A 25,655-nucleotide genomic window follows, 5' to 3' on the forward strand; every position below is an offset into this window, starting at 1 on the left:
TGTTTCGAGAAAAATGAGGTGATGAGATGATTCTCACGGTAACGCTGAACCCTTCAGTGGACATCAGCTACAAGTTGAACGGCACACTTAATTTGGATGATGTCAATAGAGTTTCTGAAATCAATAAAACTGCCGGAGGAAAAGGACTCAATGTATCGAGAGTATTGAAACAATTGAAAAATGAGGTAAAGGCGACAGGGTTTTTAGGCGGGCATTTAGGAGAGTTCATCGCCGAAGAATTGTCTGTACGGGACATCAGGCATGATTTTGTTCGTATAAAACAGGATACACGGAATTGTATTTCCATACTGCATGAAGGGATGCAGACGGAGATTCTGGAAAAAGGCCCCATGATAAATAGTGGAGAAGCTGTCCAGTTTTTAAATCAATTTGCCATTCAATTAAAAGAAATAGATGTTGTTACTCTTTCAGGAAGTCTTCCGGCTGGTCTGCCGGGTGATTTCTATAATCAGCTTATAACCATTGCCCGTAAGTTCAGGATACCGGTCTTGCTGGATACGAAAGAAGACCTGCTGGAAAAAGCCATCAGGCACACGACAAAACCATTTTTAATCAAGCCTAACGCGAAAGAAGTCGCAGGATTGTTTCATAAAGATTTTCAAAACCAGGAGGATATACTCGCAAACCTTCAGTCCGAGTACTTTTCCAAAATTCCGTGGGTTGTTGTGACTCTGGGAGCGGACGGAGCAATCATTAAATGCAAAGAGAAATTCTATAAAGCAGAGATTCCTCTGGTGGAAGCAATCAATCCTGTAGGGTCAGGTGACGCTGTCCTTGCCGGATTTGCTTCTGCTTTCCATAAAGGAATGAAGGATGAAGAAGCAATTAGGTATAGCCTTGCGATGGGAGTATCCAATGCCATGGAAGAGCAGACTGGGTGTGTTCAGCTTTCTGACATAAGTGATTTGATGGAGAGGATCCGGATTACCTCGGTGAAATGATACCATTATGAAAATGAGTATAATATTCGATGGAAATCACGCCGCTTTGGAAGTCCGAATAATTTCCCATACGTCGGTCATGATAAAACGAAGACGATTCTTGTCGTTTTGCAAGCAACTTATAAGACCTAAACAATCAGGTAATAGGAGGAAGCAGCATGGCTGAAGAACACAGAAAAAAGAACTTTGCTCCAACCAATCCAAGCAAAAAGCAACCAGATGAACAAAGAAGAGGTAATGCAAAATCTAACTCTCGTGGTAAAAGTCGATAACACAGGGGAATAGATTAGGCAGAATTCTTTCCTTGTGTTTATTTGATGGTAGATAATTCGTCTTTCAACGGGGTGGAGTTCTAGCATAAATAGAGATAGTTATACAGGAGAGTGAATGAAACTGATCACAGAAGTAATTGTCCAAAATGCAGAGGAAGCGAGACAAGCAGAATACTTAGGTGCAGACCGTCTGGAGCTTGTCTCCGCTATCAGTGTGGGCGGCTTGACCCCTAGCTATGGCACCATAAAACAAGTGTTGCAGTCGGTAAAAATCCCAGTGCAAGTTATGATCCGCCCTCACAGCTACCACTTTCATTATAATGATGCAGATTTAGCTATCATCTTAGAGGATATTAAGGGTGTGCTAAGTTTAGGCAGCAATCGAATAGTGTTCGGTGGGTTGAATAAAGATAACACAATCGACGAGAGGGCACTGACGGAAATAATCAAATTGGAATCCGAAGTCGATATCACTTTCCATCGGGCCTTTGATAAGGTAATGGCTCAAGAAGCTGCTTATCATACGTTGCTCGATTATAAACAACAAGTGAAACGGATCTTGACTTCTGGTGGAGAAGTTGATTGTGAAGCTGGAAAGCACCATTTGAAGAAGCTGGTGAACTTATCGGTAAGAACTAACGGCCCCGAAATCCTGCCTGGGTCCGGTTTAGGGCCGGACAACATCGAGATGATTCATTCCGTTGTCTCTGCTACCCAGTATCATTTTGGAAAAGGGTTGCGCAAAGAGAAGAATTTTGCTGAAGGTTTTGACCCGGAAGCATTTTCGAGAGTTAAAAAGTTTTCGAAGATGAAGGATGACTGAATCGAGTGAAGTGAGTAGGCTTTTTATAGAGAAAGGTTGGCAGTCGAGAGCAGCCAACCTTTCTGTGTATTTTTATAGTCCACTCTTTTTTTATGTTCGGGAATCCTTATTCCTTAATTAAGTAGCTATTCCTTGCTATTTAAATCCTACATTTCTTCAGAACGAGAAGGAGCATTTTTGGTATGTTGTTTAATGAGAGTTGATACATACGATTCAAGTTCAAACCGATCCTCTTTTATGAATTGATCTAACTTCAAATTATTTCTTTGTTGCATGTCATTTCCCTCCTAAATCGTTTTGTTGTTTGTTTCTATTATTCTCTTATTCTTGCTTTTTTAAACATCATAGATTATCAGTCAGGGAGTTGAGGGAGTGAGCCAAGCGCTCTTATAATGCAAATCATAGGTATTGTGGAGAAATCTAACGATCATATACAAAGAATAAACCAGTGACCTAGCGGCATATGTAAATGCCCAATCTTTTACTGAGTAGAACCGACTTGTATTGCCCGCATTTCTTCCTATAAATGATAGAATAAAGGAAGGAAACTTTATCTGACAGGAATAAGGCGAAAAAGAGTGTGTTTTTAAGGATGCAATTTCCAGCTAAAGGAGGTGTGCTAAGATGGCAAAAGAGACATCTACTCACCATATAGGCTCTTGCTGTGCCGGAAGTAGATCTAAGGTCCGCGAGTTTATTCCACCTGGAGATGAAACCGCAAAATCAATTGTAAATGCAGAAGGGCACGTGCGGTTTCAGGAGAAAATGATCTATGTTCCCGGCGGTGAATACTTGATGGGAACAGACGATGAGGAAGGTTTTAAAACCGATGGAGAAGGACCAGTAAGAAAAGTGGAAGTATCTCCTTTTTACATGGACAGTTATACTGTCACCAACGAAGAATTTGATGCGTTTGTGAAGGAAACAGGTTACCAGACCGAAGCAGAGAAATTCGGTTGGTCGTTCGTTTTTTATAAATTTTTGCCCGAAAAACCGTCCATGACCATTCAACAGCTTCCTTCCACACCATGGTGGTTTGCTGTGGAGGGTGCTTATTGGTACCAGCCGGAAGGGCCGGATTCTTCGATTGAAGACCGAATGGATCACCCGGTGATTCATGTTTCCTGGAACGACGCGGAAGCGTTTTGCCAATGGGCCGGGAAACGGCTTCCGACCGAAGCGGAGTGGGAATTTGCTGCCAGGGGCGGTTTGGAACAGAAAAAATTCCCATGGGGAGATGAACTGATGCCGAATGGAGAACACCACTGCAACATTTGGCAAGGTGATTTTCCAAAAGAGAACACGGCGGATGATGGATACGTTGGAACCGCGCCGGCCAAATCTTTTCCTGCCAATGGATTCGGCTTATACAATGTATCAGGAAATGTTTGGGAATGGTGTGCCGATTGGTTTGATCGAAGCAAAGATATGAAACAGCTGCTGAATCCGACCGGACCTTCCAAAGGCACAGCAAAGGTGATGCGCGGCGGTTCCTACCTTTGTCATCATTCTTATTGCAACCGATATAGAGTAGCAGCCCGCAGTTCGAATACCATTGACAGTTCGACCGGGAACATGGGGTTCCGGTGCGTGCGGGATACTTGAAAGGATACTGATGTTTTGCGGTGTAGTCAGTGACGGATGCATAAGCAAAGCGGCTCGATCGGTAACCTGGCCTGCTTTTAAAAGAAAAAGGGTTTCCGATTCACTATCATGCGTGATTTATCGGCTTCATTAGCCATCCTGTCAACCTGTTAAAAGTTTTACAGGATGGCGTATAATGGTGAAAATCTTACACAAAAACAAAGTATTCGTTGAATTCTGCTCTGACTTGTTACAATGATACTATCTGGTTTTTAGTTTTTTTATTTATTATTTTCATAAAGGAGAGAATGAAGTGAGAAGTACCGGTGTAGTAAGGAAATTGGATCAATTGGGCCGCATTGTTATTCCGATGGAAGTCCGCAGGAATTTAGAAATAGAAGAAAAGGACCCGGTGGAAATCTTTGTCGATGAAGAAAAAATCATCCTGCAAAAATACAAGCCGCGCAAGCAGTGTATGATAACAGGGGAAATCAGCGAGGACAATATTGTACTGCCAAGCGGAATTGTACTGAGCCCAAAGGGAATGGAAATCCTTCAAGAACAAATTGAAGACAATTTTCCTGTTAAAGGTTAAAATACATTTTTTTAAGTAACATTCATACTACATAGGAAATCCGGAAGAATAAATGACAACTCGTTATTTAATGGAGGTCCTATATGAAAAACGACAAACAACTGCGTAAAGAAATGGACAACGTCAAAACCGAAACGGACAGCTCAGCAGTCCTGAATGATGTCATTGACAGTGAATTCGAACAGCATCCAGGACAGAATGAAGAGCTGACTAAAAACCATCCACTCACCGCCGAACAAGAAATCACGCAAAACAATACCGACGGGAAAACGTGGATGCATGCCGAGGAAGAGTAAAAAGAGGAAGTGGTTGGTCTCGTTAAAACGAGCCAACTGCTTTTTTGTGTTCCTTGCCGTCCGTAACAAATAAAGATTGTTCAATCGGCATTATTCAATTCCTTGATGAGGCTTTTCTCCAACTTCTTTTGACATTTAACGAGATAAGTTTTTGAATCCAGTTTGGAGGAATGAAAGCCCCCAATCGTTTTACGGACGTTCCGGTTGTGGACAATCAGCTCCTTGTATTTTTCGTCTTTCAGACAATCCCTGAACCATTGGTGTTTTTTTAGTTGTTTTAAATTTTCACCTACATCTTCTCCTGTGACGATTTTTCTAACTGGAAAAAGTTCGATAAAAACAAGGAAAACAAAGATAAACAAGTAAAATAATGCTTTCAAGAAAATCCCTCCTCTGAATAGTATTAATCAAAATACGTAAAAAGAGATAAAAAGGGTTCATATTCCATAACAGATGCTGTTTATCCTCATTAAAATCTTGATAACGAAATTTTGAAATAATTGGTATTATCTAAAACGCCAACATATGGAAATCCGCAATTCAAAAGGGGGATGAATGTGAAGACAAAGAAGTTCAGATGGTATCTTGCTTTTTTCATCAGTTTGTTGATCCTGGTGGGTACTTATTACTTTGCTTTCGATTTTCAGTATATCAAATACGAAGTCAACGACCAGAATCAGTTCGTCATGTATGAGGGCCTGAGCGGACCTCGGCCCGTGATCAATTCGGACGTAAGTAATGAAGAGGAAAGTCTGTCTGTGTTGGGGACATATATGGAGGAATTCAACATGTGGGTATTGGCGGCATTAATCATTGCTCCTTTCTTTATAGCGACGTACGCCGTCTTGTTAAGTGAACGGCTTATGAAAAGTCACCCGAAAAAAAGAAAATATATCTCCTATACAGCCGCAGTCAATGTCACTGTTGCAGGTTTCTTTGTCTTTCAATGGCTGAGGTATGCAGAATTAGTAAATGATGCTTATCATCATGTCATGTTTTAAGGAGTGACATTTCTAAATCGATTGGTAACGAATCCTCTTCTTCAAAGAGCTGGAGGAAAAAGCAGTTGGTTCTGAAAAACACAGACCAACTGCTATTTTTGTTATTTCTGCTTTTTTCTGTGCTCTTCGTTCAAATAACTGTTTTCGCCGGGGGAATAAGTGATATCGCGAAAATCATTCGCTTCCTGTCCCGGATAGCTCAATGGCTGTTCCCCAATGGGGTTGTTTTTCTTTTCGCGTTTGAGGTTATTTGGATCTTTTGCTCTCGTCATCGGAACCATCCTTCTAAAGTTCTTGTAGTACCTTCCTTCTCTAGTCTGCTTCAAACACACACGGCAAGACGAGGAAATTTTTGCATGCATGGTTTGTACGAAAGGAATCCATATTAAAGAACAAGGAGGGATGGATCGTGGATCAGGTAACCATCGACCAGATAAGGGGCGACTTGCAAGACTCCTTCGATACGCTAATGGAAAGATATAACATCGACGATATTGGTACTTTTGAAGAAGAAGGGCCGGAAGACGAATACTACATCGGCTATACGGTAAGAAAAAATGGAAGAGTCTACATGGTACACATGCCGTTCACCAAAACAGGCGAGGGGCAGTTGGAACTGGCTAGACAGGAATGGACAGTGGAAACAGATGACCCTACCGACAAGGATATCAGCGGCTTTACGACTATCGACGCTGTATTCGAGCAATTGTTCAAATAGCATTTAATCCGTAACGGGAATGAATGGACAGGAAAAGGAATTCGTTTCCCGTACGCACTCTCCCAGAATGGAAAAAAGGACAAAAGCAACGCGACCAAAATAATAAGCAAATCTTTCTACCCCAAGAAAAACGCAACTTCCCACTCCGGCAAGGTACTTCGCTGTCCGCGGGCACGGCTTCAGCTAAATTGGCAAAGAATACCGCTTTGCCAACGCGTAGTATCTTGCCGTAGCGATTTGAAGCGCGGAACGAACAACAGGATAAAAGAATATATAAATGCAATCCGAACGAATTTAATCGGGATACAAAATTCGTTCGATTTTATTTTGGTCACGATACTTTTATCACATGCTCTTTGTCCTTTATTTCTTTTCATCCGGATCACTGAATGCACGCACGCCAGTGTCCATCTGTTCGATTTTTTTCATATCCTCTTCTGACAACTCAAAATCGAATACATCGGCATTGGCTGCGATCCGATGCTCCTTTGTCGACTTTGGAATGGTGATGACTTCGCTTTGCAGGTTCCAGCGAATAATAATCTGGGCCGGTGACTTGCCGTACTTGTCACCGATTTCTGTCAATGTCGGGTCGTCGAGCAGTTGGCCCCGTTTGAATGGGGACCATGCCTCGAATCGAATGCCGTGTTCCTGGCAATATGCCCGCAGTTCTTTTTGTTGAAAGTGGGGATGGAATTCTACCTGATTGACCATCGGCGTGATTTCTGCTTCGTCCCTCAGCTCATCCAGATGATGCTCTTTGAAGTTGCTGACACCGATCGCCCGCACTTTTCCCTCATTGTACAGCTTCTCCATTGCTTTCCATGTCTCTTTGAATTTGCCTTGCGATGGCACCGGCCAATGAATCAAATATAAATCTAAGTAATCGAGCCCCAATTTGTCCAGGCTGGTTTCAAATGCAGACAGGGTCGAGTCGTATCCTTGGTCGCCGTTCCACAGCTTCGAGGTTACGAACAACTTGTCTCGGGGGATGCCGGATTCCCTTATTCCTTGGCCTACGCCTTCTTCATTTTTGTAAACAGCAGCAGTATCGATGCTTATGTAGCCGTGCTTGATGGCGGCTTTGACAGACTGGACTACCTCGTCGCCATCCTCAACCTTGAAAACGCCAAGTCCGAGCCAAGGCATTTCCACCCCATTATGCAATGTTGTTGTGTCCTGAAGATTTTTCACCATTTAGATACCTCCAAGCAATATTTCTTTTTATTTTCCCATACCTACTGAAAAACACAAATGATATACCTCGTGTTGCGGTCCCCTTCCCATATAGTCAAAATAACCTCCATACGATAGAATGGTTCACAACTGTTTCGATCAGTTTATTGAATGCCATCATGTGGGGAGTTTCCATAAAAAAGCTCTTGGCATGGCGGCGTTGAACGAAAAGAAGTACTTATCCCCGATCATTTATATTAAACTTATATAAAGAAACCGATTCTCCTGCCATGTTTTCAGCAATATAAAAAGTTTTCCCGTGCACGTGCCGCTTCGTAGTAAGCTACTTGTAAAAGGGGGAGGGAGATACTATGAGTGGGTTGTACAAGGTATTGATCGTTGACGATGAAATGTTGATCAGAAAAGGGATAATCAATTATATCGACTGGGAACGGGAAGGGTTCCAAATAGCCGGGGAGGCTGCGAATGGCAAGGAAGCCATGCAGATGATCGAAAAAGTGGAGCCCGATATTTTGATCACCGATATCGTGATGCCCGACCTCGATGGAACCGAACTCGTCAAATTGGCAAAAGCGAAATATCCCGAATTGGAAATCATCGTATTGAGCAGTTTCGAAAACTTTGATTATGTCCGCTCGACCTTTCAAAATGGGGTGGCAGATTATATTCTCAAGCCTAAGCTCAACGGGGAAGAATTGATCAAAACGCTGCGCAGGATAGCGCCTGCCACTAAAGGAACTGCTAAAAAGGCCGCTTCGATGGAGGAGGTGCTGGAAAAACGGATTCAAGGGTACACCTTGCCCAGCCATGAAGAACAAATGCTAAAGGATTTTCCTTATGACCGATTTTTCCTGACAGCGATTTGTTGGTTGGATTCTGACATGGAAGGACAGGTGTTGGAAAGTTTCATGAATCTGGGGGTGGATAAAAAAGCCTTGCTGCTGCCTGAAAATGAAAACGATTTCTATTTGCTGCTGATCAATTTCCCGGTTGAGCAGCAGCTATCCGTCAAGCAGGAACTGATTAACTTGACAAACGAGCATCGCGGGACCGGAAAAAATATTGCATCATTAATTAGTATGCCGTTTTCGTTTATAGATGAACTGAAAAATATCCATGAAAACAGTCTCCAGAAATTGTATAACTACCTGTTTTATTTATCAGGAGAAAGTGTCCTGATCGACGGGGAACTGCCTGAAACAGAAAAGGCAAATACGTTCCGTCTGAGTCAGTTCATCGAAGTGTTCAAACAGAAAAAGTTCGACAGCGCGATTGCTTCACTGGAAAGGCACGTGGAACAGCTAACGCAGGATTATAAACAAGATATTTTTGAGTTTAAATCATGGCTGGAAAACATCATTTTCAACATCATCGTTTTATTGGGCAATATGAAATACCGTGTCGAGGAACTGGAACAGGGAAAATATCAGTATTTTGCCGACATCAATGAAGCTAAAACTGCCAAATCGGCAGTTGCCCGGTTTGAAGAATTCCTTGGTGTTGTTCAGTCTTTGCTTGCCGACCATACGAAGGCGGACCGTTCTCCGGGTATTCAGGCACTGCTCGACTACATCGATGAGCATTATGCCGATTCTCTGTCATTGGGTGCATTGGCCGAGCATTTTCATTACAATCCTTCCTATTTATCCAGTTATTTCAGCACTCATTTTCATATCGGTTTCAGTGACTATTTAAACCATGTCAGGATCGCCAAGGCAAAAGAAATTCTGGCCACAAGCAGATCATCGGTCAATCAAGTGAGCGAAATGGTCGGCTATGGGGAACCTAGCTACTTTTGCAAAGTTTTCAAACGGATAGAAGGTATGTCTCCGGGACGGTATCGCAAAAAAAGTTCAGCAAAGATGTGAGGATGAATGATGAAAAATTTAATGAACACAATCCGGACAAACAGTCTATTTGTGAAAATGTTCCTGGTCATGGTGATCAGCATCATCGCAGTGACGGTGTTGATTACCTTCAGCACCATCCGGATGTCGAATAATTTATTCATGGAAACGTTCAGTATTACCAATACGAAGGTGCTGAATCAAATCAAACAGCAATTTGAATCGTTCAGTTATTCGGTAGCTTTTACTACTATCAACGTCCAGGATAACGGGACGATCAAGCGGCTGCTGACAAAAGAGAACGTCAGCTCGCTGGAAGCTTCCAATTCTTTTTACACCATCAAAGAGCAGATGGACCGGATTTTCTCAAACAATCCGAACGATGCCAACATGATTGTCCTCGGGAAAAACAAGCAATTGTTCAATATGAAATATATCAACTGGTCGGTGTCCGCCGATGCCTTGTTTGATCACCCGATCACGAAAAAGACCAACGATCATCCAGATGAAATTCTTTATCAATTTGTGGCAGAAGGGGAATTCACCAATGGCAGGAGGATGATCGTTGCGACAAAAGCACTCACCGAAAGCTCGACCGATAATGTATACGGCTATTTATATATACCGATTCGCGAAAAGGACTTGCGTGAGTTTTATGAAGGATATACAAGCGAGGGAAACAGTGTGCTGGTCATGAACGGGGACGGGCAAATCATATCCAGCAATCAGCAGGGATTAATCGGAAAAACGGATCAGGAATTGCTGGCAGTTGCCAAAGAGACAGATGAAAATGGCTTGGAATACCAGGATGTTCATGTGTTTGGCAAGGATTATATGCTGCTGACTTCGTCACTGCCTGCACTGGATATGTATGTGGTCAATCTCGTCGATAAAGAGCTGGTCATCAACAATCTGGTCGATCGGAAGGAGATTGTCCTGATCAGTATTGCGATCGTCCTGTTGGCGGTCGGCATTGTTTTCATCATTTCCAGGAGAATGACCAATTCGCTGCAGAGGCTCGTCAAGCAAATATCCGATATGGCTAAATACGATTTTAACAAACCGGTTGATGAGAGCGGCGGTTATGAAGCCAAAAAGCTGGCGCACGCTTTCAATTACATGCTGAATGAACTGCAGGACCACGTCCGCAACCTACTCAAGGCACAGCGTAAACAGCGGAAGTCCGAGCTGGAAGCTCTGCAGCATCAAATCAATCCGCACTTCCTTTACAATACATTGACTTCGGTGAAATTTCTCGTCAAGGAAAACAAAAAGGAGGAAGCACTGGAGACAATCGATGCGCTCATTCCGCTGCTGCAAAATGCGCTCGGCAATGTCGATGAAACCATCACGGTCGAACAGGAAGTAACCAACATCAAAAACTACGTATTGATCAACCAAACGCGTTATGGAGAGCAGATCAAGGTCAATACCCTCATTGCTCCGGACTGTCTGCACTTTCATTTGCCGAAGCTGGTGATCCAGCCGTTTATCGAAAATGCTTTTTTCCATGCCTTCACGGAAAAGAAGCAGGGCTATATCCAGGTCTTGATCGCAAGGCGGGAAGAACAGCTGGTTTGTGAAGTCGTCGACACAGGGGACGGCATGCGGATCGACCAGATACCGAGCCGCAAAGGAAAACGACAGCTGTTCAGCGGGATCGGCGTCCGCAATGTCCATGAACGGATCCAGCTGTTGTTCGGCAAAGAATATGGGGTGGAAGTGACCAGTCAATTAAACAAAGGGACCAAAGTGAAAATTGTGCTTCCATTGCTTGAAGAGGACGCTAAAGAAAATACCATTTCTAATAATAATACCAAGCCCCGTGTCAGCGGTGAAGAAAACTTCTAAAAATAATTGAACAATGACCTAAAGATCGTTCTAACGGTCTTTTTTTCCTCGATGCTATTATGGAAACAAGCGATAATGATAACGCTTACATTAAAGAGGGGGTAAGATTTATGAATTTTGCGCACTGGAAAAAGACAGGTTTGCTTTTACTGTCTGTCGTCACGCTTCTCGCTTTGGCAGCTTGTTCCTCGGATGATGCCAGTGGAAGCTCGGATGGCGGAAATGGAGAAGAACCGGACAAAATCACGGCCTGGGCCTGGGATCCGAATTTTAACATTGCGGCACTGGAGCTTGCCAAAGATGCGTACGAAGAAGACTTGGACCTTGAAATTATAGAAAACGCACAGGACGATATCGTGCAAAAGTTAAACACAGGTCTCAGCTCCGGCAGTATGAAAGGCATGCCAAATATTGTATTGATTGAAGATCAGCGAGCTCAAAGCTTCTTGCAATCTTATCCAGATGCTTTTTATCCGATTGGCGATTATTTCAGCACCGATGATTTCGCACCTTATAAGCTGGCTCCTACCAGTCTCGATGGAAAGCAGTACGGACTGCCGTTCGATACAGGGGTTACCGGACTGTTCTTCCGTACGGATTATTTAGAGGAAGCGGGATACAGCAAGGAGGATTTGACCGATATCACCTGGGAAAAGTACATCGAAATCGGCAAGGAGGTCAAAGCGAAAACAGGCAAAGACATGATTTCACTTGATCCGAACGACTTGGGAATTCTCCGGGTCATGATTCAAAGTGCAGGTTCCTGGTACGTGGAAGATGATGGAAAAACTGTGAACCTGGTCGACAACGAGCCCTTGAAAAAGGCATTTGAAAACTATAAAGCGATGATCGAAGCGGACTTTGTCAAAGCCAATTCCGATTGGAGCCAGTTTATTGCTGCCTTCAACAGCGGCGATGTAGCAACCGTTCCAAGTGGTAACTGGATTGCTCCGAGTATTGAAGCGGAAGAATCTCAGGCAGGTAAATGGGAAGTCGCTCCGATTCCGCGCCTGAATTTGGAGGGAGCTGTCAATGCATCGAACCAGGGAGGAAGCTCTTTCTATGTCTTGAATATCCCTGGCAAGGAAAAAGCGGCTGAGTTCCTCGGGGCTACGTTTGGCTCGAACGAAGCGTTTTACCAGGACCTCGTACTTGATGTAGGCGCACTCGGTACGTACGCACCTGCTGCCGATGGAGAAGCATACCAGGCGGAAAATGACTACTTCAGTGGTCAACCTGTCATCGCCGATTTCTCCGAATGGACAGAGGAAATCCCGAGCGTCAACTATGGGTTGCACACATATGCGATTGAAGACATTCTCGCCGCAGAAATGCAAAACTATCTGAAAGGCAAGGATATCGAGGATGTATTGGCCGACGCCCAGGCACAAGCAGAATCGCAGTTGAAATAGTGCGGAGTGATGAAAAAACAATAGCTTAGCCTTGAATAGGAAAGTCCAACCAAAAGGGATTCTGCGAAAGCTTGTACTTTCAAAGGGTCCCTTTCTTGCACAGTCCTATATAGATTTCGCATAAGGAGGAGTTAAAAACAGATGAGTAAAGTGATGAAAGAAACGGGCCTTCCCTATACTGCCAGCAAGAAAACGCTCGGCAGGCGGTTGAAAAACAATTACATCGGCTGGCTGTTCATCTTGATAGCGGCAGCAGGAATCAGTTTGTTTTATTTTTATCCGATGCTCCGTGCATTGTTGCTCTCTTTCCAGTCCGGAATGGGAGCGAATTTGGAATATGTCGGTCTGGATAATTATGTGAGGCTGTTCAGTGATCCGACATTTATCGCCGCATTGACGAACACATTTATCTATTTGCTGATCCAGGTACCGGTCATGATTGTCCTGGCATTATTTTTTTCCGTCTTGTTGAATGATGCGACCTTGAAGTTCAAAGGATTTTTCCGTACAGCGATCTTTTTACCATGTGTTACCTCATTGGTAGCCTATGCTGTCATATTTAAATACTTGTTCGGCGTGGATGGCCTGATCAACAAGTTTTTGATGAACTTGTCGCTTATTTCGGAACCGTTGGACTGGCTGTCCGACCCGCTTCTCGCAAAATTCACGATCATTGCAGCGATCACATGGCGCTGGACTGGGTATAACATGATTTTCTATCTGTCTGCCTTGCAAAACGTCGACCGTTCCATGTATGAAGCGGCGAAAATCGACGGTGCTTCGAGCTTGCAACAGTTCTTTTATATTACGGTGCCGATGCTGAAACCGATCATTTTGTTCACCTCCATCATTTCCACGATCGGTACGTTGCAGCTATTCGATGAAGTCATGAACATTACCAATGGGGGACCGGGGAATGCGACTTTGTCGATTTCGATGTACATCTACAATCTTTCCTTCGAATACAGTCCGGATTTCGGTTATGCGGCAACGGTTTCTTATGTGATCGTGATTCTGGTCGTTCTCTTATCGCTCTTACAATTCAAAGTGGCAGGTGATGATAAATGAGAAAGATAAAACGGATTGCAACTTACACTTTCCTGAGTGTTGCTTCGATCGTCTCGATTTTTCCGTTTCTTTGGATGCTCGTCAGCATGACCAACAAATCTGTCGATGTTACCCAGGGACGCCTGCTGCCGGGTACGTATTTATTGGAAAACTTACAGGCGTTGTTTGACACGGTCGACATGGGGACGGCATTGCTCAATTCCACCATCATTGCCGTGATTACCACTTTTTTGACCTTGTTGATTGGTTCACTTGCCGGTTATGGTTTCGAGATTTACCGGACGCCCGGGAAAGACAGGATATTCAATCTCCTGCTGTTATCGATGATGATTCCGTTTGCGGCGATCATGATCCCGTTGTACCGATTATTCGGCGGCTTGCCTTTTTTCGGCATCGATACGTTGGCTGCGGCGATACTGCCGACGATCATCACTGCATTTTTCATTTTTTTCTTCCGGCAAAACACGAAGATGTTTGCCAAAGAACTGGTGGAAGCTGGAAGAATCGACGGTTTGAGCGAGCTTGGCATCTTTTTCCGAATCTATTTACCGACAATGAAAACGTCTTATGCCGCAGCGGCAATCATTGCGTTCATGAACAGCTGGAACAACTATTTATGGCCGTTGGTCATTCTGCAGTCACCGGAAAAGCAGACGATTCCGCTGTTGATTTCCAATCTTGGCGCCGGTTATTCTCCAGATTACGGGTTGATCATGTCAGCCATCGTGATTGCAACGCTGCCGACTGCCATCGTCTTCTTTGTGATGCAGAAGCATTTTGTAGCAGGAATGATGGGATCAGTCAAAGGATAAATTTATTTACGTAGGGGGAGATTCAGATGGTACATGATTGGGAAAATCACCAGCTATTACAGCGAAATCGCAGGGACGCACGCGCACATTTTATTCCTTTTTCCGACAGGCAAACGGCGCTGACATTCAATCGCAGGCTTTCACCAGCTGTCCATTCATTGAATGGACGCTGGAAGTTCCATTACGCGGAAAATCCTCAGACGGCACCGGAAGGATTTTACACGGAAGGCTATGAAACGAGTGGATGGGATGATTTATCTGTCCCTTCATCCTGGCAAATGCATGGTTACGGAAAACCGGCTTATACGAATGTCGTCTATCCGTTCCCAGTGGATCCGCCTTTCGTGCCCACCGAAAACCCGACCGGTTCCTATGTCAGAGAGTTCTGGATTGCCGCAGAATGGCTGGAAAAACAAGTGACCATTACCTTCGCAGGGGTGGACAGTGCTTTCTGTTTATGGGTGAACGGGAAAGAAGTCGGTTACAGCCAGGGGAGCCGGGTTCCATCTGAATTTGATTTGACCGCTTATATCCGGGAAGGAAACAACAAGCTGGCTGTCCAAGTGTATCAGTGGTCCGATGGGACGTACTTGGAAGACCAGGATATGTGGTGGCTGAGCGGTATTTTTCGCGATGTCTATTTAACTGTTGTTGCGAAAGTACATGTCGAGGATACTTTTGTAAAGGCAGACTTTGTTGAAAACGGGGAAGGCCGCCTGTCGATTGAAACGGTCATTGAAAACAGCGGAGAAACGGCAAGCGGGGAATCCCGGCTGCATTATCAGCTTTTTGATGCAAACGGAGCTTTTGTTGGGGAAGCGGATAGCGAAGAGGTAACGCTCGATGGGGCAGGAAAGGAAACGATCATCACCACTTTTTCTGTGGAAAGTCCTCATCCATGGTCGGCCGAGGATCCCTATTTATATAAGCTGCTGATTTCGCTCCAGACAGGATTGGATGAAACAACCGAAGTGATTCCCGTCCGCGTCGGGTTCCGGAAAATCGAGTTGCGTAACGGTTTGTTTTATGTGAACGGCAAGGCGATTAAGCTGAAAGGGGTAAACCGCCACGATCATCATCCCGACTTGGGGCGCGCCGTCCCGCTGGAATGGATGGAGGAAGACATCCGGTTGATGAAGCAGCACAATATTAATGCAGTCCGGACGGCTCATTATCCGAATGATCCGCGATTTTATGATTTGTGTGATCAATATGGATTGTATGTAATTGACGAGGCCGACTTGGAAACGCACGGTTTTGATGTAATCGGTGACTGGAGCAGGCTAAGCGATGACCCGGAATGGAAGGAAGCTTACCTGGATCGGATGAAACGGATGGTCGCCCGTGATAAAAACCATCCATCCATCATCATGTGGTCGCTCGGGAACGAGTCCGGTTACGGAAAAAACCATATGGCGATGGCAGAGTGGGCGAGAGGATATGATTGCACACGATTGATCCATTATGAAGGGGAATGCCGGGCAATCACCCGGTCGGAAAGCAATTATGATCCGCAGCGCGATCCGGAAGCCTCGGATGTTTTCACGACGATGTACACGGCTGTTGAAGTGATGGATGATTTAGGGCAGCGGAATGATTTGAAGAAGCCGCATATCCTGTGCGAGTATGCCCATGCCATGGGAAATGGTCCCGGCGGGTTGAAGGAGTATTGGGAAGCCTTCTACAAATATGATCGTCTCCAGGGTGGATTTGTCTGGGAATGGCTTGACCACGGGATTCGCAGGGTGACAGAAGATGGAGAAGAATACTTTGCGTATGGAGGTGACTTCGGAGAAAAACCGCACGATTCCAACTTTGTGATCGATGGTCTGGTGAAGGCTGATCACACTCCGTCACCGGCGTTAAAGGAGTATAAAAAAGTCATCGAACCGGTTTTGGTCGAAGCGGTTGATTTGGAAAAAGGCATGATAAAGGTTACGAATCGTTATGATTTTATTTCCTTGGATCATTTGCAGGCGGTCTGGTCGGTGAAGACCGGTGAAAAGGTGGTCGCAACTGGTACCTTTTCGGTTGCCGGTATTCAGGCAGGTGCAAGCGAAGAAGTTGTCTTGTCTTATCAACTGGAAAGGGTGCTGGGCGAAGGAGGAGAATACTGGCTGGATATCGACTTTATGTTAGGGGTCGATACTACTTGGGCGAAAGCCGGTCACCTGGTTGCATGGGCTCAATTTGAACTCCCGGCTCCTTCGATTGATGTATTTCCTGCTACAACGAAAACAAAAATGCCTTTGCGTGTGGTAGATGGAACTGGTGGTCTGCTTGTCGAGGGAGTGGATTTTCACCTCCTGTTTAATAAAGGAAACGGAGATATTGCCGAATATCAGTACCAGGGGGTCGATTTGTTGAAGAAAGGGCCGTCCCTGAATTTGTGGAGGGCACCGATCGACAATGATCTATGGGCCCAGGTGCATTGGAAGGATATCCCCTCGATCAAAGAATGGAAAGACTTCGGCCTGCACTGGCTCCAGCAGCGGATTGAAAAATTGAACTGGCAGTCGATGAGTGATGGCCGGGTACAGGTCGCTGTGAAAGCCCGGGTGGCTCCTCCTGTCCTGGAGTGGGGAGTTGCCACTACGTACAGCTATACGATTGATGTTGCCGGTGGACTTGCAATCGATGTAAAAGGTGAACCGTATGGAAAGCTTCCAAGTACCTTTCCGCGCATCGGGTTGAAGATGGAAGTGCCGGCAGTGTTCAATCATGTGAAATGGTATGGCCTCGGGCCGGGAGAAGCATATGTCGACAGCCGGCAAGCGGCTCGCGTCGGTGTCTGGACAAAGGCTGTCGAGGACCTCCGCACGCCGTATGTTTACCCGCAGGAAAACGGCAACCGCCACCAGGTCCGCTGGGCGCGGTTGACCAATGAAGCAGGAACCGGAATGACTTTCCGGGGTCAGCCTGTATTTGACTTCAACGCGCAATATTATACACAGGAAAACATAGAGGAAGCACAACATACGTATGATTTAGTCAAACAGGACTTTCTTACGATCATGCTCGATCACCGGCAGCACGGACTCGGCTCGGCAAGCTGCGGTCCCGATGTGCTGGAAAAATACAGACTCAAGAGCGGCCCTTTCCGGTTTGGCGTGAAGATGAATCCGGAATGGCATTGATGGGGGCGCTTTTCAGTGGATGGCGGTGAATTGGAGTTGAGTAACGAGGGAAATACCATCCTTCACAGTTGATGAAAATGGAAAGAAGGCGTGCGGAAGAAGGAACCCCTTCACCGGTGTGATGAAGATGAAAAGGCGCACGGAAGAAGAAAACGTCTTTCATGGGAGCGGTGAAGATGAAATGGAGCAGCGCAAAACGGGGAATGAATGGTCGACGCAGAGTGCCTTTGTCTTCATTCCATGTGGATGAAGTACAACCATCACGGAAATGAAGTATTTTTCCGTAGTCGATTCGTAACGCTGCATGAAAAAGCAACGAGCCATGCGAAAAATTCCTCTTTAAAGAAGGAAGAACGAGTCAGGAAAGGATTTGATGAAATGAAATATAATCCAGTCAGTTCGAAAATCCCGAAAATGCTTCACGGTGCCGACTACAATCCGGAGCAATGGGAGGATTATCCCGGCATCATGGAAGAAGATATCCGCATGATGAAACTGGCAAATTGCAATGTAATGTCTGTCGGTATTTTTTCCTGGGCTAAACTCGAACCGGAAGAAGGAGTGTTCCGATTCGAGTGGCTTGACAAGCTTCTCGATAAACTTTCCGAGAATGGCCTTTACGCGTTCTTGGCGACTCCGAGCGGCGCGCGTCCGGCCTGGATGTCGGAGAAATATCAGGAAGTGCTCCGAGTCGGTCCAAACCGGGTACGTAACCTGCACGGGCTGCGACATAACCACTGTTATACTTCCGCGGTTTACCGTGAAAAAGTGAAGACGATCAACCAAAAGCTGGCGAAACGGTATGCCGGCCACCCTGCAGTGATCGGCTGGCACGTTTCCAACGAATACGGGGGAGAATGCCATTGTGATTTATGCCAGGAAGCATTCAGGGAATGGCTGAAAGAAAAATACGGAACATTGGATCGCTTGAATCATAGCTGGTGGACGACGTTTTGGAGTCATACGTACACCTCCTGGTCGCAAATTGAATCGCCTGCACCGCACGGGGAAACGATGGTCCACGGACTTAATTTGGATTGGAAGCGGTTCGTGACAGATCAGACCCTCGACTTCCTTAAACAGGAGATCAAACCATTGAAAGCAGTGAAACCAGATCTGCCGGTTACCACCAATTTCATGGAGGCATTCGAGGGACTCCATTACGGTAAGTTTGCCGATACGCTTGATTTTGTTTCGTGGGATTCGTATCCGACCTGGCATGACCCTGACGGGGATGTCGAACAGGCAGCCTGGGTGGCGATGAACCATGACATGTTTCGTTCGATCAAAGACGGACAGCCGTTTTTGTTGATGGAAAGCACACCTAGCATGACCAATTGGCAGCCAGTCAGCAAACTGAAACGTCCAGGTATGCACTTGTTGTCTTCGATGCAGGCAGTCGCGCATGGATCGGACTCTGTGCAGTATTTTCAATGGCGTAAAAGCAGGGGGTCCAGCGAGAAGTTTCATGGTGCCGTAGTTGATCACGCAGGTCACGAACATACCCGGGTGTTCCGGGAAGTAAGCAAAGTCGGGGAGACTCTTGCCAAATTGGATGAGGTTGTCGGAACCTCCGTAGAAGCAGAAGTAGCCATCATTTTTGATACGGAAAACCGATGGGCGATAAAAGATGCCCAGGGACCGCGCAATCAAGGGATCAAGTATGAAAAAACAGTCGCGGCACATTATCAGGCCTTCTGGAAGCAAGGGGTAGCTGTCGATGTCATCGATATGGAGAAGGATATTTCGAAATACAAACTGGTGGTAGCGCCGATGCTCTATATGGTGCGGGATGGTATTGGCGAAAAAATCGAAGCATTTGTCGAGAATGGGGGTACAGTCGTCACCACCTATTGGTCGGGTATCGTCAATGAAACCGATTTGACGTTCCTCGGAGGTTTTCCCGGCCCGATTCGACGTACACTCGGCATCTGGTCCGAGGAAATCGACGCTTTGCATGATGGGCAGAAGAACCAAATCAAGTTGAAGGAAAATACGCTTGGCTTGAATGGAGAATATACGACTGTCGAGCTTTGTGATTTGATTCATTTGGAGGGAGCGGAAGTGTTGGCGACTTACCAGGAAGATTTTTATGCCGGCCGTCCAGCACTGACGGTCAATCGTTTCGGCCGGGGAAAAGCATACTATATCGCCTCTCGCAATGAACAGTCCTTCCACGACGCCTTTTATGGAAAACTGGTGGAAGAAACTGGGGTAAAAAAGGCTCTGGAATCCAAGTTGCCGCAAGGTGTGTCGGCGCAAAGCCGGACAGATGGCAAGCATGATTACTTATTTTTTATGAACTTTGGCGGTGAAAAGCAAACCGTTGTTTTGCCTGATGGAACTTTTACTAATCTTATTGACGGAGGCTCTGTTTCCCAGTCGATTGAAGTGCCTTCTTTCGGATTGCGACTCCTAAAACGAGAGCGGAAGGAGGGCGCCCATGCTGCAGGCTAGAGACGGAATGTTTTACTTAGATGACGAACCCTTTCAGATCTTATCCGGGGCCATGCATTACTTCCGCACGGTCCCCGAGCAATGGGAAGACCGGCTGCAGAAGCTGAAAGCGCTGGGTTTGAACACGGTAGAAACCTATGTGCCCTGGAACCTGCACGAACCAAAGAAGGGGCGGTTTGAATTTTCCGGGCTGACCGATATCGAACAGTTCATTCAGCTGGTGCATGAGTTGGATTTGTATATCATTATCCGTCCTTCCCCGTATATTTGCGCTGAATGGGAAATGGGCGGCCTGCCTTCCTGGCTTTTGAAAAACCCTGATATCGTGCTTCGCAGCAGTGATCCTGTCTATTTGCAACATGTGGAAGAATATTACGACATACTGCTTCCGAAGCTGCGTCCTTTCTTGTATCAACATGGCGGCCCCGTCATTGCCATGCAGATCGAAAATGAGTATGGTGCTTACGGAAATGATCATCCGTATTTAGCTTTTTTTAAAGACCAGTATGCCAAGCATGGTTTGGAGACGTTTTTATTCACATCCGACGGGCCGGAGTTTATCAAACAAGGATCTTTGCCGGACGTGACGACAACATTGAACTTTGGATCAAAGGTGGAGGAGGCCTTCCAACAACTCGAGGAGATGAAACCTGGTTCCCCGAAGATGGTGACGGAATTCTGGATTGGCTGGTTCGACTATTGGACAGGGGAACACCATACCCGGGATGCGGAGGATGCTGCCCAGGTATTCAAGGAACTGATGGAAAGCAACAGCTCGGTCAATTTTTATATGTTCCATGGAGGCACCAATTTCGGCTTCATGAACGGCGCCAATCACTATGATATCTACTACCCTACGATCACCAGCTATGATTATGATAGTCTATTGACGGAAAGTGGCGGGGTGACCGATAAGTACCGTGCCATCAAGCAGACATTACAAGATTACATGGACGTTCCGGAAGACTATCAAAGCAAGTCTACCGCCAAAGCATATGGAACAGTAAAATTGAAAGAAACGGTCAGTTTATTTGATACACTGCAGCATACCAGCAGGCGTATCGAACACGTCGCCCCCCTGTCGATGGAGGAGATCGACCAGTCTTATGGTTATACACTATACCGCACCAAGATCGACAGACAAGGGGACTTGAACCTGAAAATCGACGCCATCCAGGACCGCGGTTTTGTGTACATCAACGGCAGCTATGTCACGACCGTCTATAAAAATGATGAAGAACGCGTGATTACGCTGCCTTTTCCAAACAGTATCAATAGATTGGAAATATTGGTGGAAAACATGGGAAGGGCCAACTATGGAGAGCATTTGTCAGACCGGAAAGGACTCATTCACAACATTTGGCTCGGTGAACAGTACTTTTTTCATTGGGAAATGTATGCCATCGAACTGGAATGTTTGCCGACCGATTATGGGTTGAGTGAGGATTCGCGTTATCCAAAATTTTTCCGGGGAACCTTCGATGCCCCCGCGCGGCGTGACACGTTTGTCGATGCAGCCGGCTTTATAAAAGGAAACATCTTTATCAACGGCTTCAACCTCGGCAGATACTGGAGCACAGCAGGTCCGCAGCAACGGCTTTATTTGCCCGGTCCTCTGTTGAAGGAAAAGCATAATGAATTGGTTATTCTGGAATTGGAGGGTACGAGTACGCGGCAAGTTCAGTTGGAGGGTGAGCATTTACTGGGATAGCGAGACAAGACGGGAAAATCGTGACCAAAATGAAAACCGAACGATCCATCATTCGTTCGGTTTTTTGATGAGCTAAAAGCAAATGATATGAAAAGTGCAACGTTCCACTCCGGCAAGGTACTTCGCTTTCCGCGGGCACGGCTTCAGCTAACTTGGCAAAGAATACCGCTTTGCCAAGTGGATCTTCAGCTCGCGCTCATCCCGCCGGAGTCTTCATACCTTGCCTCCGTTGGAAGGAGATACTTTCTTCTGGTGTGTTTTCTGCTTTGCCTCATGCCGTTACGGATAGAAAGCGAAGCCGCATGGAGACCAGGAGTACTTCTTTATCCTTATTATGCTATTGTCCCATTTCCAAAGAATAAAGGAAACTCCGTGCTTATTTTTTTCCTCTTCTCTGTTTAGATACCTATCAGCCAATAGAAGAATATAGTTTTGTTCATCTTGTCTTGATAAAGTTGAAATCAGGCCACGAAAACGTAGCGAAGGCAAGATACCGAGACTCCTACGGGAACAGCACGAGCTGAAAATCCCGCAAGAAAGCGTTTGGTGCTTTCTGAGGAAGTTGAAGCCGTGCCCGTGGAACGCGTAGTATCTTGCCGTAGCGATTCGAAGCACCCATCAAACAACAGGATATAACAAGAATACGCAACTAAAAACCGAATGAATCTAATTGGTAGTTATAATTTGTTTGGTTTTTGATTTGGTGGCCATGCTTTTGTCCCAGGCTCTTTCTTAAAAATCCAACAAGAAAAATTCCCAGTATGGTAAAATCAGGGTAAATACAAAAAGAAAGTAACTCAATGGGGTTATAAATGGGATTGCAACAATACTCTTGGTTATTTTTATCGATCCTAAATTATCAGTAATAGCAGACGATGTTGTTAATCAAAGAGGAAGTTACAATAAGTTAAAAAGCATGTCGTTAATGATGGTGACTTCGAGGTTATTAGGTACAATGCTTGCCCAGTTATTTTTCGTATGGGGAGCGGAGTATATAGCGTGGTTTACGAAATACATTGTGTGAAGGAGACTAACATATGTCGAAAAACAAGTTATTCTTCATTGAGGCAATTTTTCTTTGTACACTGATGGGTTGTTCTCAAGCGGAAGAGGGAACTTTTATGCAAGGGGACATTACAGGAATCAATAAAGAAAGTGGAGATATGGAAGTGGACGTAGACGCATGGACAACAGTTAGCGAGAAAGGATCTTCTACAGAACCATATGAAATTGACGATGCCCCCACCTCTCAAACCATTCGAGTTTCCAATCCGGAAGATTATGAAGAAGGGGAAAAAGTTCAGGTGAAAGTGATCAAAAATTATGAGGAAGATGTGTGGGATTTAGATAGATTGACATTTGAAGTAGAAGAAGTGGATTGAATAGTAATGTCTTCAACTAACACAGCAGCAGTATTTGGGTTTTTATATAAAACGGAGGTGTTTAAGGGGAGTGGTTCAATAAATGGATGATCATTTTGTACCGAAGGTGATGAAATTTTTAGCTTTTTTATTGATTGCAGGTATTCTTATTGGTATTTCTTATCTAATTGTTTATAAAGTTTCATTTTTACCAAATGGTTATGACATAGTTGAAGTGTCAGACGAAAGTATATCGTTGACATCATTCAATATGGTTGGAATGGAAAAGAAAGGGATAGACGCAGTTTTTTCAGAAAAAGATACTTGGAAGATCAAAGCCATAGAACATGAAGTGAAAAAACAAAAGGAATATCTTTGGATTTTGTTTTCTGCAATTAGTGTAAGCGCATTTTTGTTCGTTTATAAGCTTCTTATCAGAATGCAGTTTTGGAGAGCAGTTTTAGAGAGCAATATTATGATTGCAGTTTTGTTTCCATTATTTCATCTTAGTCGATTGGTGAACAGGATAAGTGACTTCATTTCTTGATTACTAAAAAAACGGGTGCTTATCTTTAAAGTTGTCAATTTGAAAGTGAGGATAACATGGATGAAGTCAACTTGGATATTCAAGAAGTTAAGCGTTTAAAAAAGAAGCTGTTAGTCCAATACAATCTCGTGATGCTCTTGTTATTCGTGCTATTTCGTTATTTGGCCGAGAACGGAGAGCCCTCCCTCCTCATTGGTGGAAGTCTTGTGCTTATATGGATAATAGTAGCCGTCACATTGTACACCCTAAAGACAGGAAGATATTTTGGTACTAAGGCTAGTATAATGGTGCAGAAATTTGACAGAAGACGTTTGGGGGAGAAGCGTTGGAAGCGGAGAAGAATGACGGAGGCTGTCATCATCAGTGTTATTTGTATTTTTATCTCCGTCTTCGTGTGGGTTAAGGGTATTAACCCTGCAAGTGTGGACTTTCCTGGCAGTACTTTCCCGTTTATCGGGGCTTGGGTAGGTTATAACATTGGAGAAATTGTCCGAATCTATGACTTGAAAGGATAATTGAAAAATAAGTAGTTAAATAGTCATAAGCTGATGGAACCTTTACATTTTATTTCTTTACATATTAATGATTCAGAACGACTTAAATAGCTATGACATTCCATTTCATTATGGAAGTCATAGCTATTTTTTTAAAAGGCGATTGCCTTTATCCTCAATCGGTTAACCGCTTACACATCTTGCGGGCATTCTTGCAAAACGCAAATTTCGACAAAAACCATATAGACAGAAAATTATGACAGTGCTATACTATTTGAACTATTTAAATTTTTAGAAAATAAAATAAGGAATGGAGGTTTTTGGATTGTTAGAAAATCCACTAATAGCTACAGTCATACTTTTTACATTAATCGCCCTGGGAGAGTGGATTTCTATCATATCCCGGGCCAGAGTCCCGATGCTTCTCACCGCAATGGTTGGATATTTGATTTGTATTTGGACTGGCATCTTTCCGGAGAATATCTTAGATAAGTCGACCTTTGGGTCACTCGGAGCGATTCTGGTGGGACCGGCCATTTTGCACATGGGTACCTTGATTCCGTTTTCGCTGCTGAAAAAACAAATCAAAGCAGTTGCCATTTCCCTGGGCGGAGTGATTGTTGCAGGTGTTCTTTTGTTGATCATCGTTTCCTTGATTTTTGACTATCCGACTGCCGTGGCAGGAGTTGGCCCGATCAGCGGAGGGATCATCGCGTTGGTCGTCACCTCGGAAAAGCTGACGGAAATCGGATTGAGCAGTCTGGTAGTCATTCCGGCATTGATTGTCGCTTTTCAAGGTGTTCTTGGTATGCCGCTCTCGTTATTTTTCATGAAAAAATATGCGACCACCATCCAAAATGACATGGACAATGGTGTCTTCGTTCCGATGGCGGACGGGATGGATAGCGGCAAACCCGAAGCAGATGATAAAGCGCAAAGTCCGCTTCGTTCAAGTATGACACTGAAATTGTTTTATGTATTTGTCGGGGCTGCAATCGGTGTAGCGCTTGGAGAAGTGACTCCGATCAATTACAGCCTATGGTGTCTGGCGATCGGCGTTATCGGTTTGAAGCTGGGAGTCTTTGAATCTCGGACATTGGAAAAATCGAATTCATTCACACTTGTCATGATTGCCATCATATTTGTGGTGCTCGGCACCATGGGAGGAGTCACGCCACAGCAGGTACTTGATAACCTGCCAAGCATACTTCTATTTTTGTTGTTGGGAACTTTCGGCATCGCGCTCGGCGGTTACATCGTGTCCAAATTGGTGAAGTGGCATCCACTCAAGGGAATGCCAGTGGCGCTGACCGCCTTGTTCGGCTTCCCAGGGGATTACATTTTGTGTGAAGAAGCCAGCAGGAGTGTCGCACGCAACAAAGAGGAAGAACAAATCATTTTCAATGAGTTATTGGCCCCGATGTTGATTGGCGGGTTCACCACGGTTACGGTAAGCTCGGTGGTCGTGGCAGGAATCCTGGTAGGGACCTTATAACATAGAAGTATTTTA

At 44.9% G+C, this 25,655-nt stretch carries 24 protein-coding genes and 1 pseudogene; 21 read left to right on the forward strand and 4 right to left on the reverse strand.

Going from position 1 to position 25,655, the window contains the following annotated elements:
- The first annotated feature begins 26 nt into the window (after positions 1-26).
- Positions 27-962, forward strand: a complete 936-nt coding sequence (locus F6X55_RS01515; protein ID WP_153461672.1) for a hexose kinase — start codon at positions 27-29, stop codon at positions 960-962.
- Positions 963-1,349: 387 nt separating this feature from the next.
- Complete coding sequence (locus F6X55_RS01520; protein ID WP_237648575.1) at positions 1,350-2,057, forward strand: copper homeostasis protein CutC; 708 nt, start codon at positions 1,350-1,352, stop codon at positions 2,055-2,057.
- 146 nt (positions 2,058-2,203) lie between these two features.
- Here F6X55_RS01520 and F6X55_RS20280 read toward each other — a convergent pair whose 3' ends face one another.
- Positions 2,204-2,332: a hypothetical protein gene (locus tag F6X55_RS20280; RefSeq protein ID WP_268744594.1), complete on the reverse strand. Its 129-nt coding sequence runs from the start codon at positions 2,330-2,332 to the stop codon at positions 2,204-2,206.
- A 349-nt stretch (positions 2,333-2,681) separates the two neighbouring features.
- On the opposite strand from F6X55_RS20280, the gene F6X55_RS01525 reads away from it, so the two are divergent.
- From F6X55_RS01525 to F6X55_RS01535, 3 genes are all read left to right on the forward strand, one after another.
- Positions 2,682-3,662 (forward strand): formylglycine-generating enzyme family protein, encoded by a 981-nt coding sequence (locus tag F6X55_RS01525; protein ID WP_026771824.1) that lies wholly within the window; start codon positions 2,682-2,684, stop codon positions 3,660-3,662.
- A 292-nt stretch (positions 3,663-3,954) separates the two neighbouring features.
- On the forward strand, positions 3,955-4,236 hold the full coding sequence (locus F6X55_RS01530; RefSeq protein WP_026571303.1) for an AbrB/MazE/SpoVT family DNA-binding domain-containing protein: 282 nt from the start codon (positions 3,955-3,957) through the stop codon (positions 4,234-4,236).
- Positions 4,237-4,319: 83 nt separating this feature from the next.
- Positions 4,320-4,532: a hypothetical protein gene (locus tag F6X55_RS01535; protein ID WP_026571304.1), complete on the forward strand. Its 213-nt coding sequence runs from the start codon at positions 4,320-4,322 to the stop codon at positions 4,530-4,532.
- 80 nt (positions 4,533-4,612) lie between these two features.
- Here F6X55_RS01535 and F6X55_RS01540 read toward each other — a convergent pair whose 3' ends face one another.
- Positions 4,613-4,912: a hypothetical protein gene (locus F6X55_RS01540; protein ID WP_026571305.1), complete on the reverse strand. Its 300-nt coding sequence runs from the start codon at positions 4,910-4,912 to the stop codon at positions 4,613-4,615.
- 177 nt (positions 4,913-5,089) lie between these two features.
- On the opposite strand from F6X55_RS01540, the gene F6X55_RS01545 reads away from it, so the two are divergent.
- Positions 5,090-5,533 carry a hypothetical protein gene (locus tag F6X55_RS01545; RefSeq protein WP_153461674.1) on the forward strand — a complete coding sequence of 148 codons (444 nt, stop codon included), beginning with the start codon at positions 5,090-5,092 and terminating at the stop codon, positions 5,531-5,533.
- A gap of 101 nt (positions 5,534-5,634) precedes the next feature.
- Here the strand turns inward: F6X55_RS01545 and F6X55_RS01550 are convergent, their stop codons facing one another.
- The gene (locus tag F6X55_RS01550; protein ID WP_153461676.1) at positions 5,635-5,805 is read right to left on the reverse strand and encodes a hypothetical protein; all 171 of its coding nucleotides are present in this window, start codon (positions 5,803-5,805) and stop codon (positions 5,635-5,637) included.
- Between the two features lie 137 nt (positions 5,806-5,942).
- On the opposite strand from F6X55_RS01550, the gene F6X55_RS01555 reads away from it, so the two are divergent.
- Positions 5,943-6,251: a DUF5634 family protein gene (locus F6X55_RS01555; RefSeq protein WP_153461678.1), complete on the forward strand. Its 309-nt coding sequence runs from the start codon at positions 5,943-5,945 to the stop codon at positions 6,249-6,251.
- A gap of 363 nt (positions 6,252-6,614) precedes the next feature.
- On the opposite strand, the gene F6X55_RS01560 is transcribed toward F6X55_RS01555, so the two are convergent.
- A complete protein-coding gene (locus F6X55_RS01560; protein WP_153461680.1) occupies positions 6,615-7,448 on the reverse strand; it encodes an aldo/keto reductase in 834 nt (277 codons plus the stop codon).
- 350 nt (positions 7,449-7,798) lie between these two features.
- On the opposite strand from F6X55_RS01560, the gene F6X55_RS01565 reads away from it, so the two are divergent.
- The 14 genes and pseudogenes from F6X55_RS01565 (at position 7,799) to F6X55_RS01625 (ending at position 25,640) form a co-directional block, all read left to right on the forward strand.
- The gene (locus F6X55_RS01565) at positions 7,799-9,316 is read left to right on the forward strand and encodes a response regulator transcription factor (protein ID WP_153461682.1); all 1,518 of its coding nucleotides are present in this window, start codon (positions 7,799-7,801) and stop codon (positions 9,314-9,316) included.
- Between the two features lie 9 nt (positions 9,317-9,325).
- A complete protein-coding gene (locus tag F6X55_RS01570) occupies positions 9,326-11,146 on the forward strand; it encodes a sensor histidine kinase (RefSeq protein WP_153461684.1) in 1,821 nt (606 codons plus the stop codon).
- 110 nt (positions 11,147-11,256) lie between these two features.
- Complete coding sequence (locus F6X55_RS01575; RefSeq protein ID WP_026771818.1) at positions 11,257-12,558, forward strand: extracellular solute-binding protein; 1,302 nt, start codon at positions 11,257-11,259, stop codon at positions 12,556-12,558.
- 153 nt (positions 12,559-12,711) lie between these two features.
- Positions 12,712-13,626, forward strand: a complete 915-nt coding sequence (locus F6X55_RS01580; protein ID WP_051382168.1) for a carbohydrate ABC transporter permease — start codon at positions 12,712-12,714, stop codon at positions 13,624-13,626.
- Positions 13,623-14,438 carry a carbohydrate ABC transporter permease gene (locus F6X55_RS01585; protein WP_026571312.1) on the forward strand — a complete coding sequence of 272 codons (816 nt, stop codon included), beginning with the start codon at positions 13,623-13,625 and terminating at the stop codon, positions 14,436-14,438. The genes F6X55_RS01580 and F6X55_RS01585 overlap by 4 nt, the downstream gene beginning before the upstream one ends.
- A 26-nt stretch (positions 14,439-14,464) precedes the next feature.
- Positions 14,465-17,575 carry a beta-galactosidase, LacZ type gene (gene lacZ / locus F6X55_RS01590; RefSeq protein WP_237648576.1) on the forward strand — a complete coding sequence of 1,037 codons (3,111 nt, stop codon included), beginning with the start codon at positions 14,465-14,467 and terminating at the stop codon, positions 17,573-17,575.
- 127 nt (positions 17,576-17,702) lie between these two features.
- Complete coding sequence (locus F6X55_RS20285) at positions 17,703-17,825, forward strand: hypothetical protein (protein ID WP_272914929.1); 123 nt, start codon at positions 17,703-17,705, stop codon at positions 17,823-17,825.
- A 128-nt stretch (positions 17,826-17,953) separates the two neighbouring features.
- On the forward strand, positions 17,954-20,032 hold the full coding sequence (locus F6X55_RS01595; protein WP_153461687.1) for a beta-galactosidase: 2,079 nt from the start codon (positions 17,954-17,956) through the stop codon (positions 20,030-20,032).
- Positions 20,019-21,743 carry a glycoside hydrolase family 35 protein gene (locus F6X55_RS01600; protein WP_153461689.1) on the forward strand — a complete coding sequence of 575 codons (1,725 nt, stop codon included), beginning with the start codon at positions 20,019-20,021 and terminating at the stop codon, positions 21,741-21,743. The genes F6X55_RS01595 and F6X55_RS01600 overlap by 14 nt, the downstream gene beginning before the upstream one ends.
- 799 nt (positions 21,744-22,542) lie before the next feature.
- Positions 22,543-22,767, forward strand: a pseudogene (locus F6X55_RS01605) (lipid II flippase family protein); the annotation flags it as partial.
- Between the two features lie 13 nt (positions 22,768-22,780).
- On the forward strand, positions 22,781-23,125 hold the full coding sequence (locus F6X55_RS01610) for a hypothetical protein (RefSeq protein WP_153461691.1): 345 nt from the start codon (positions 22,781-22,783) through the stop codon (positions 23,123-23,125).
- Between the two features lie 82 nt (positions 23,126-23,207).
- Positions 23,208-23,651, forward strand: a complete 444-nt coding sequence (locus F6X55_RS01615; RefSeq protein ID WP_153461693.1) for a hypothetical protein — start codon at positions 23,208-23,210, stop codon at positions 23,649-23,651.
- A gap of 56 nt (positions 23,652-23,707) precedes the next feature.
- Positions 23,708-24,166: a hypothetical protein gene (locus F6X55_RS01620; RefSeq protein WP_153461695.1), complete on the forward strand. Its 459-nt coding sequence runs from the start codon at positions 23,708-23,710 to the stop codon at positions 24,164-24,166.
- 304 nt (positions 24,167-24,470) lie between these two features.
- Positions 24,471-25,640 (forward strand): hypothetical protein, encoded by a 1,170-nt coding sequence (locus F6X55_RS01625; RefSeq protein ID WP_153461697.1) that lies wholly within the window; start codon positions 24,471-24,473, stop codon positions 25,638-25,640.
- Positions 25,641-25,655: the final 15 nt, after the last annotated feature.

The sequence above is a fragment of the Sediminibacillus terrae genome (assembly GCF_009602435.1).
GTDB classification, from domain to species: Bacteria; Bacillota; Bacilli; order Bacillales; family Amphibacillaceae; genus Sediminibacillus; species Sediminibacillus terrae.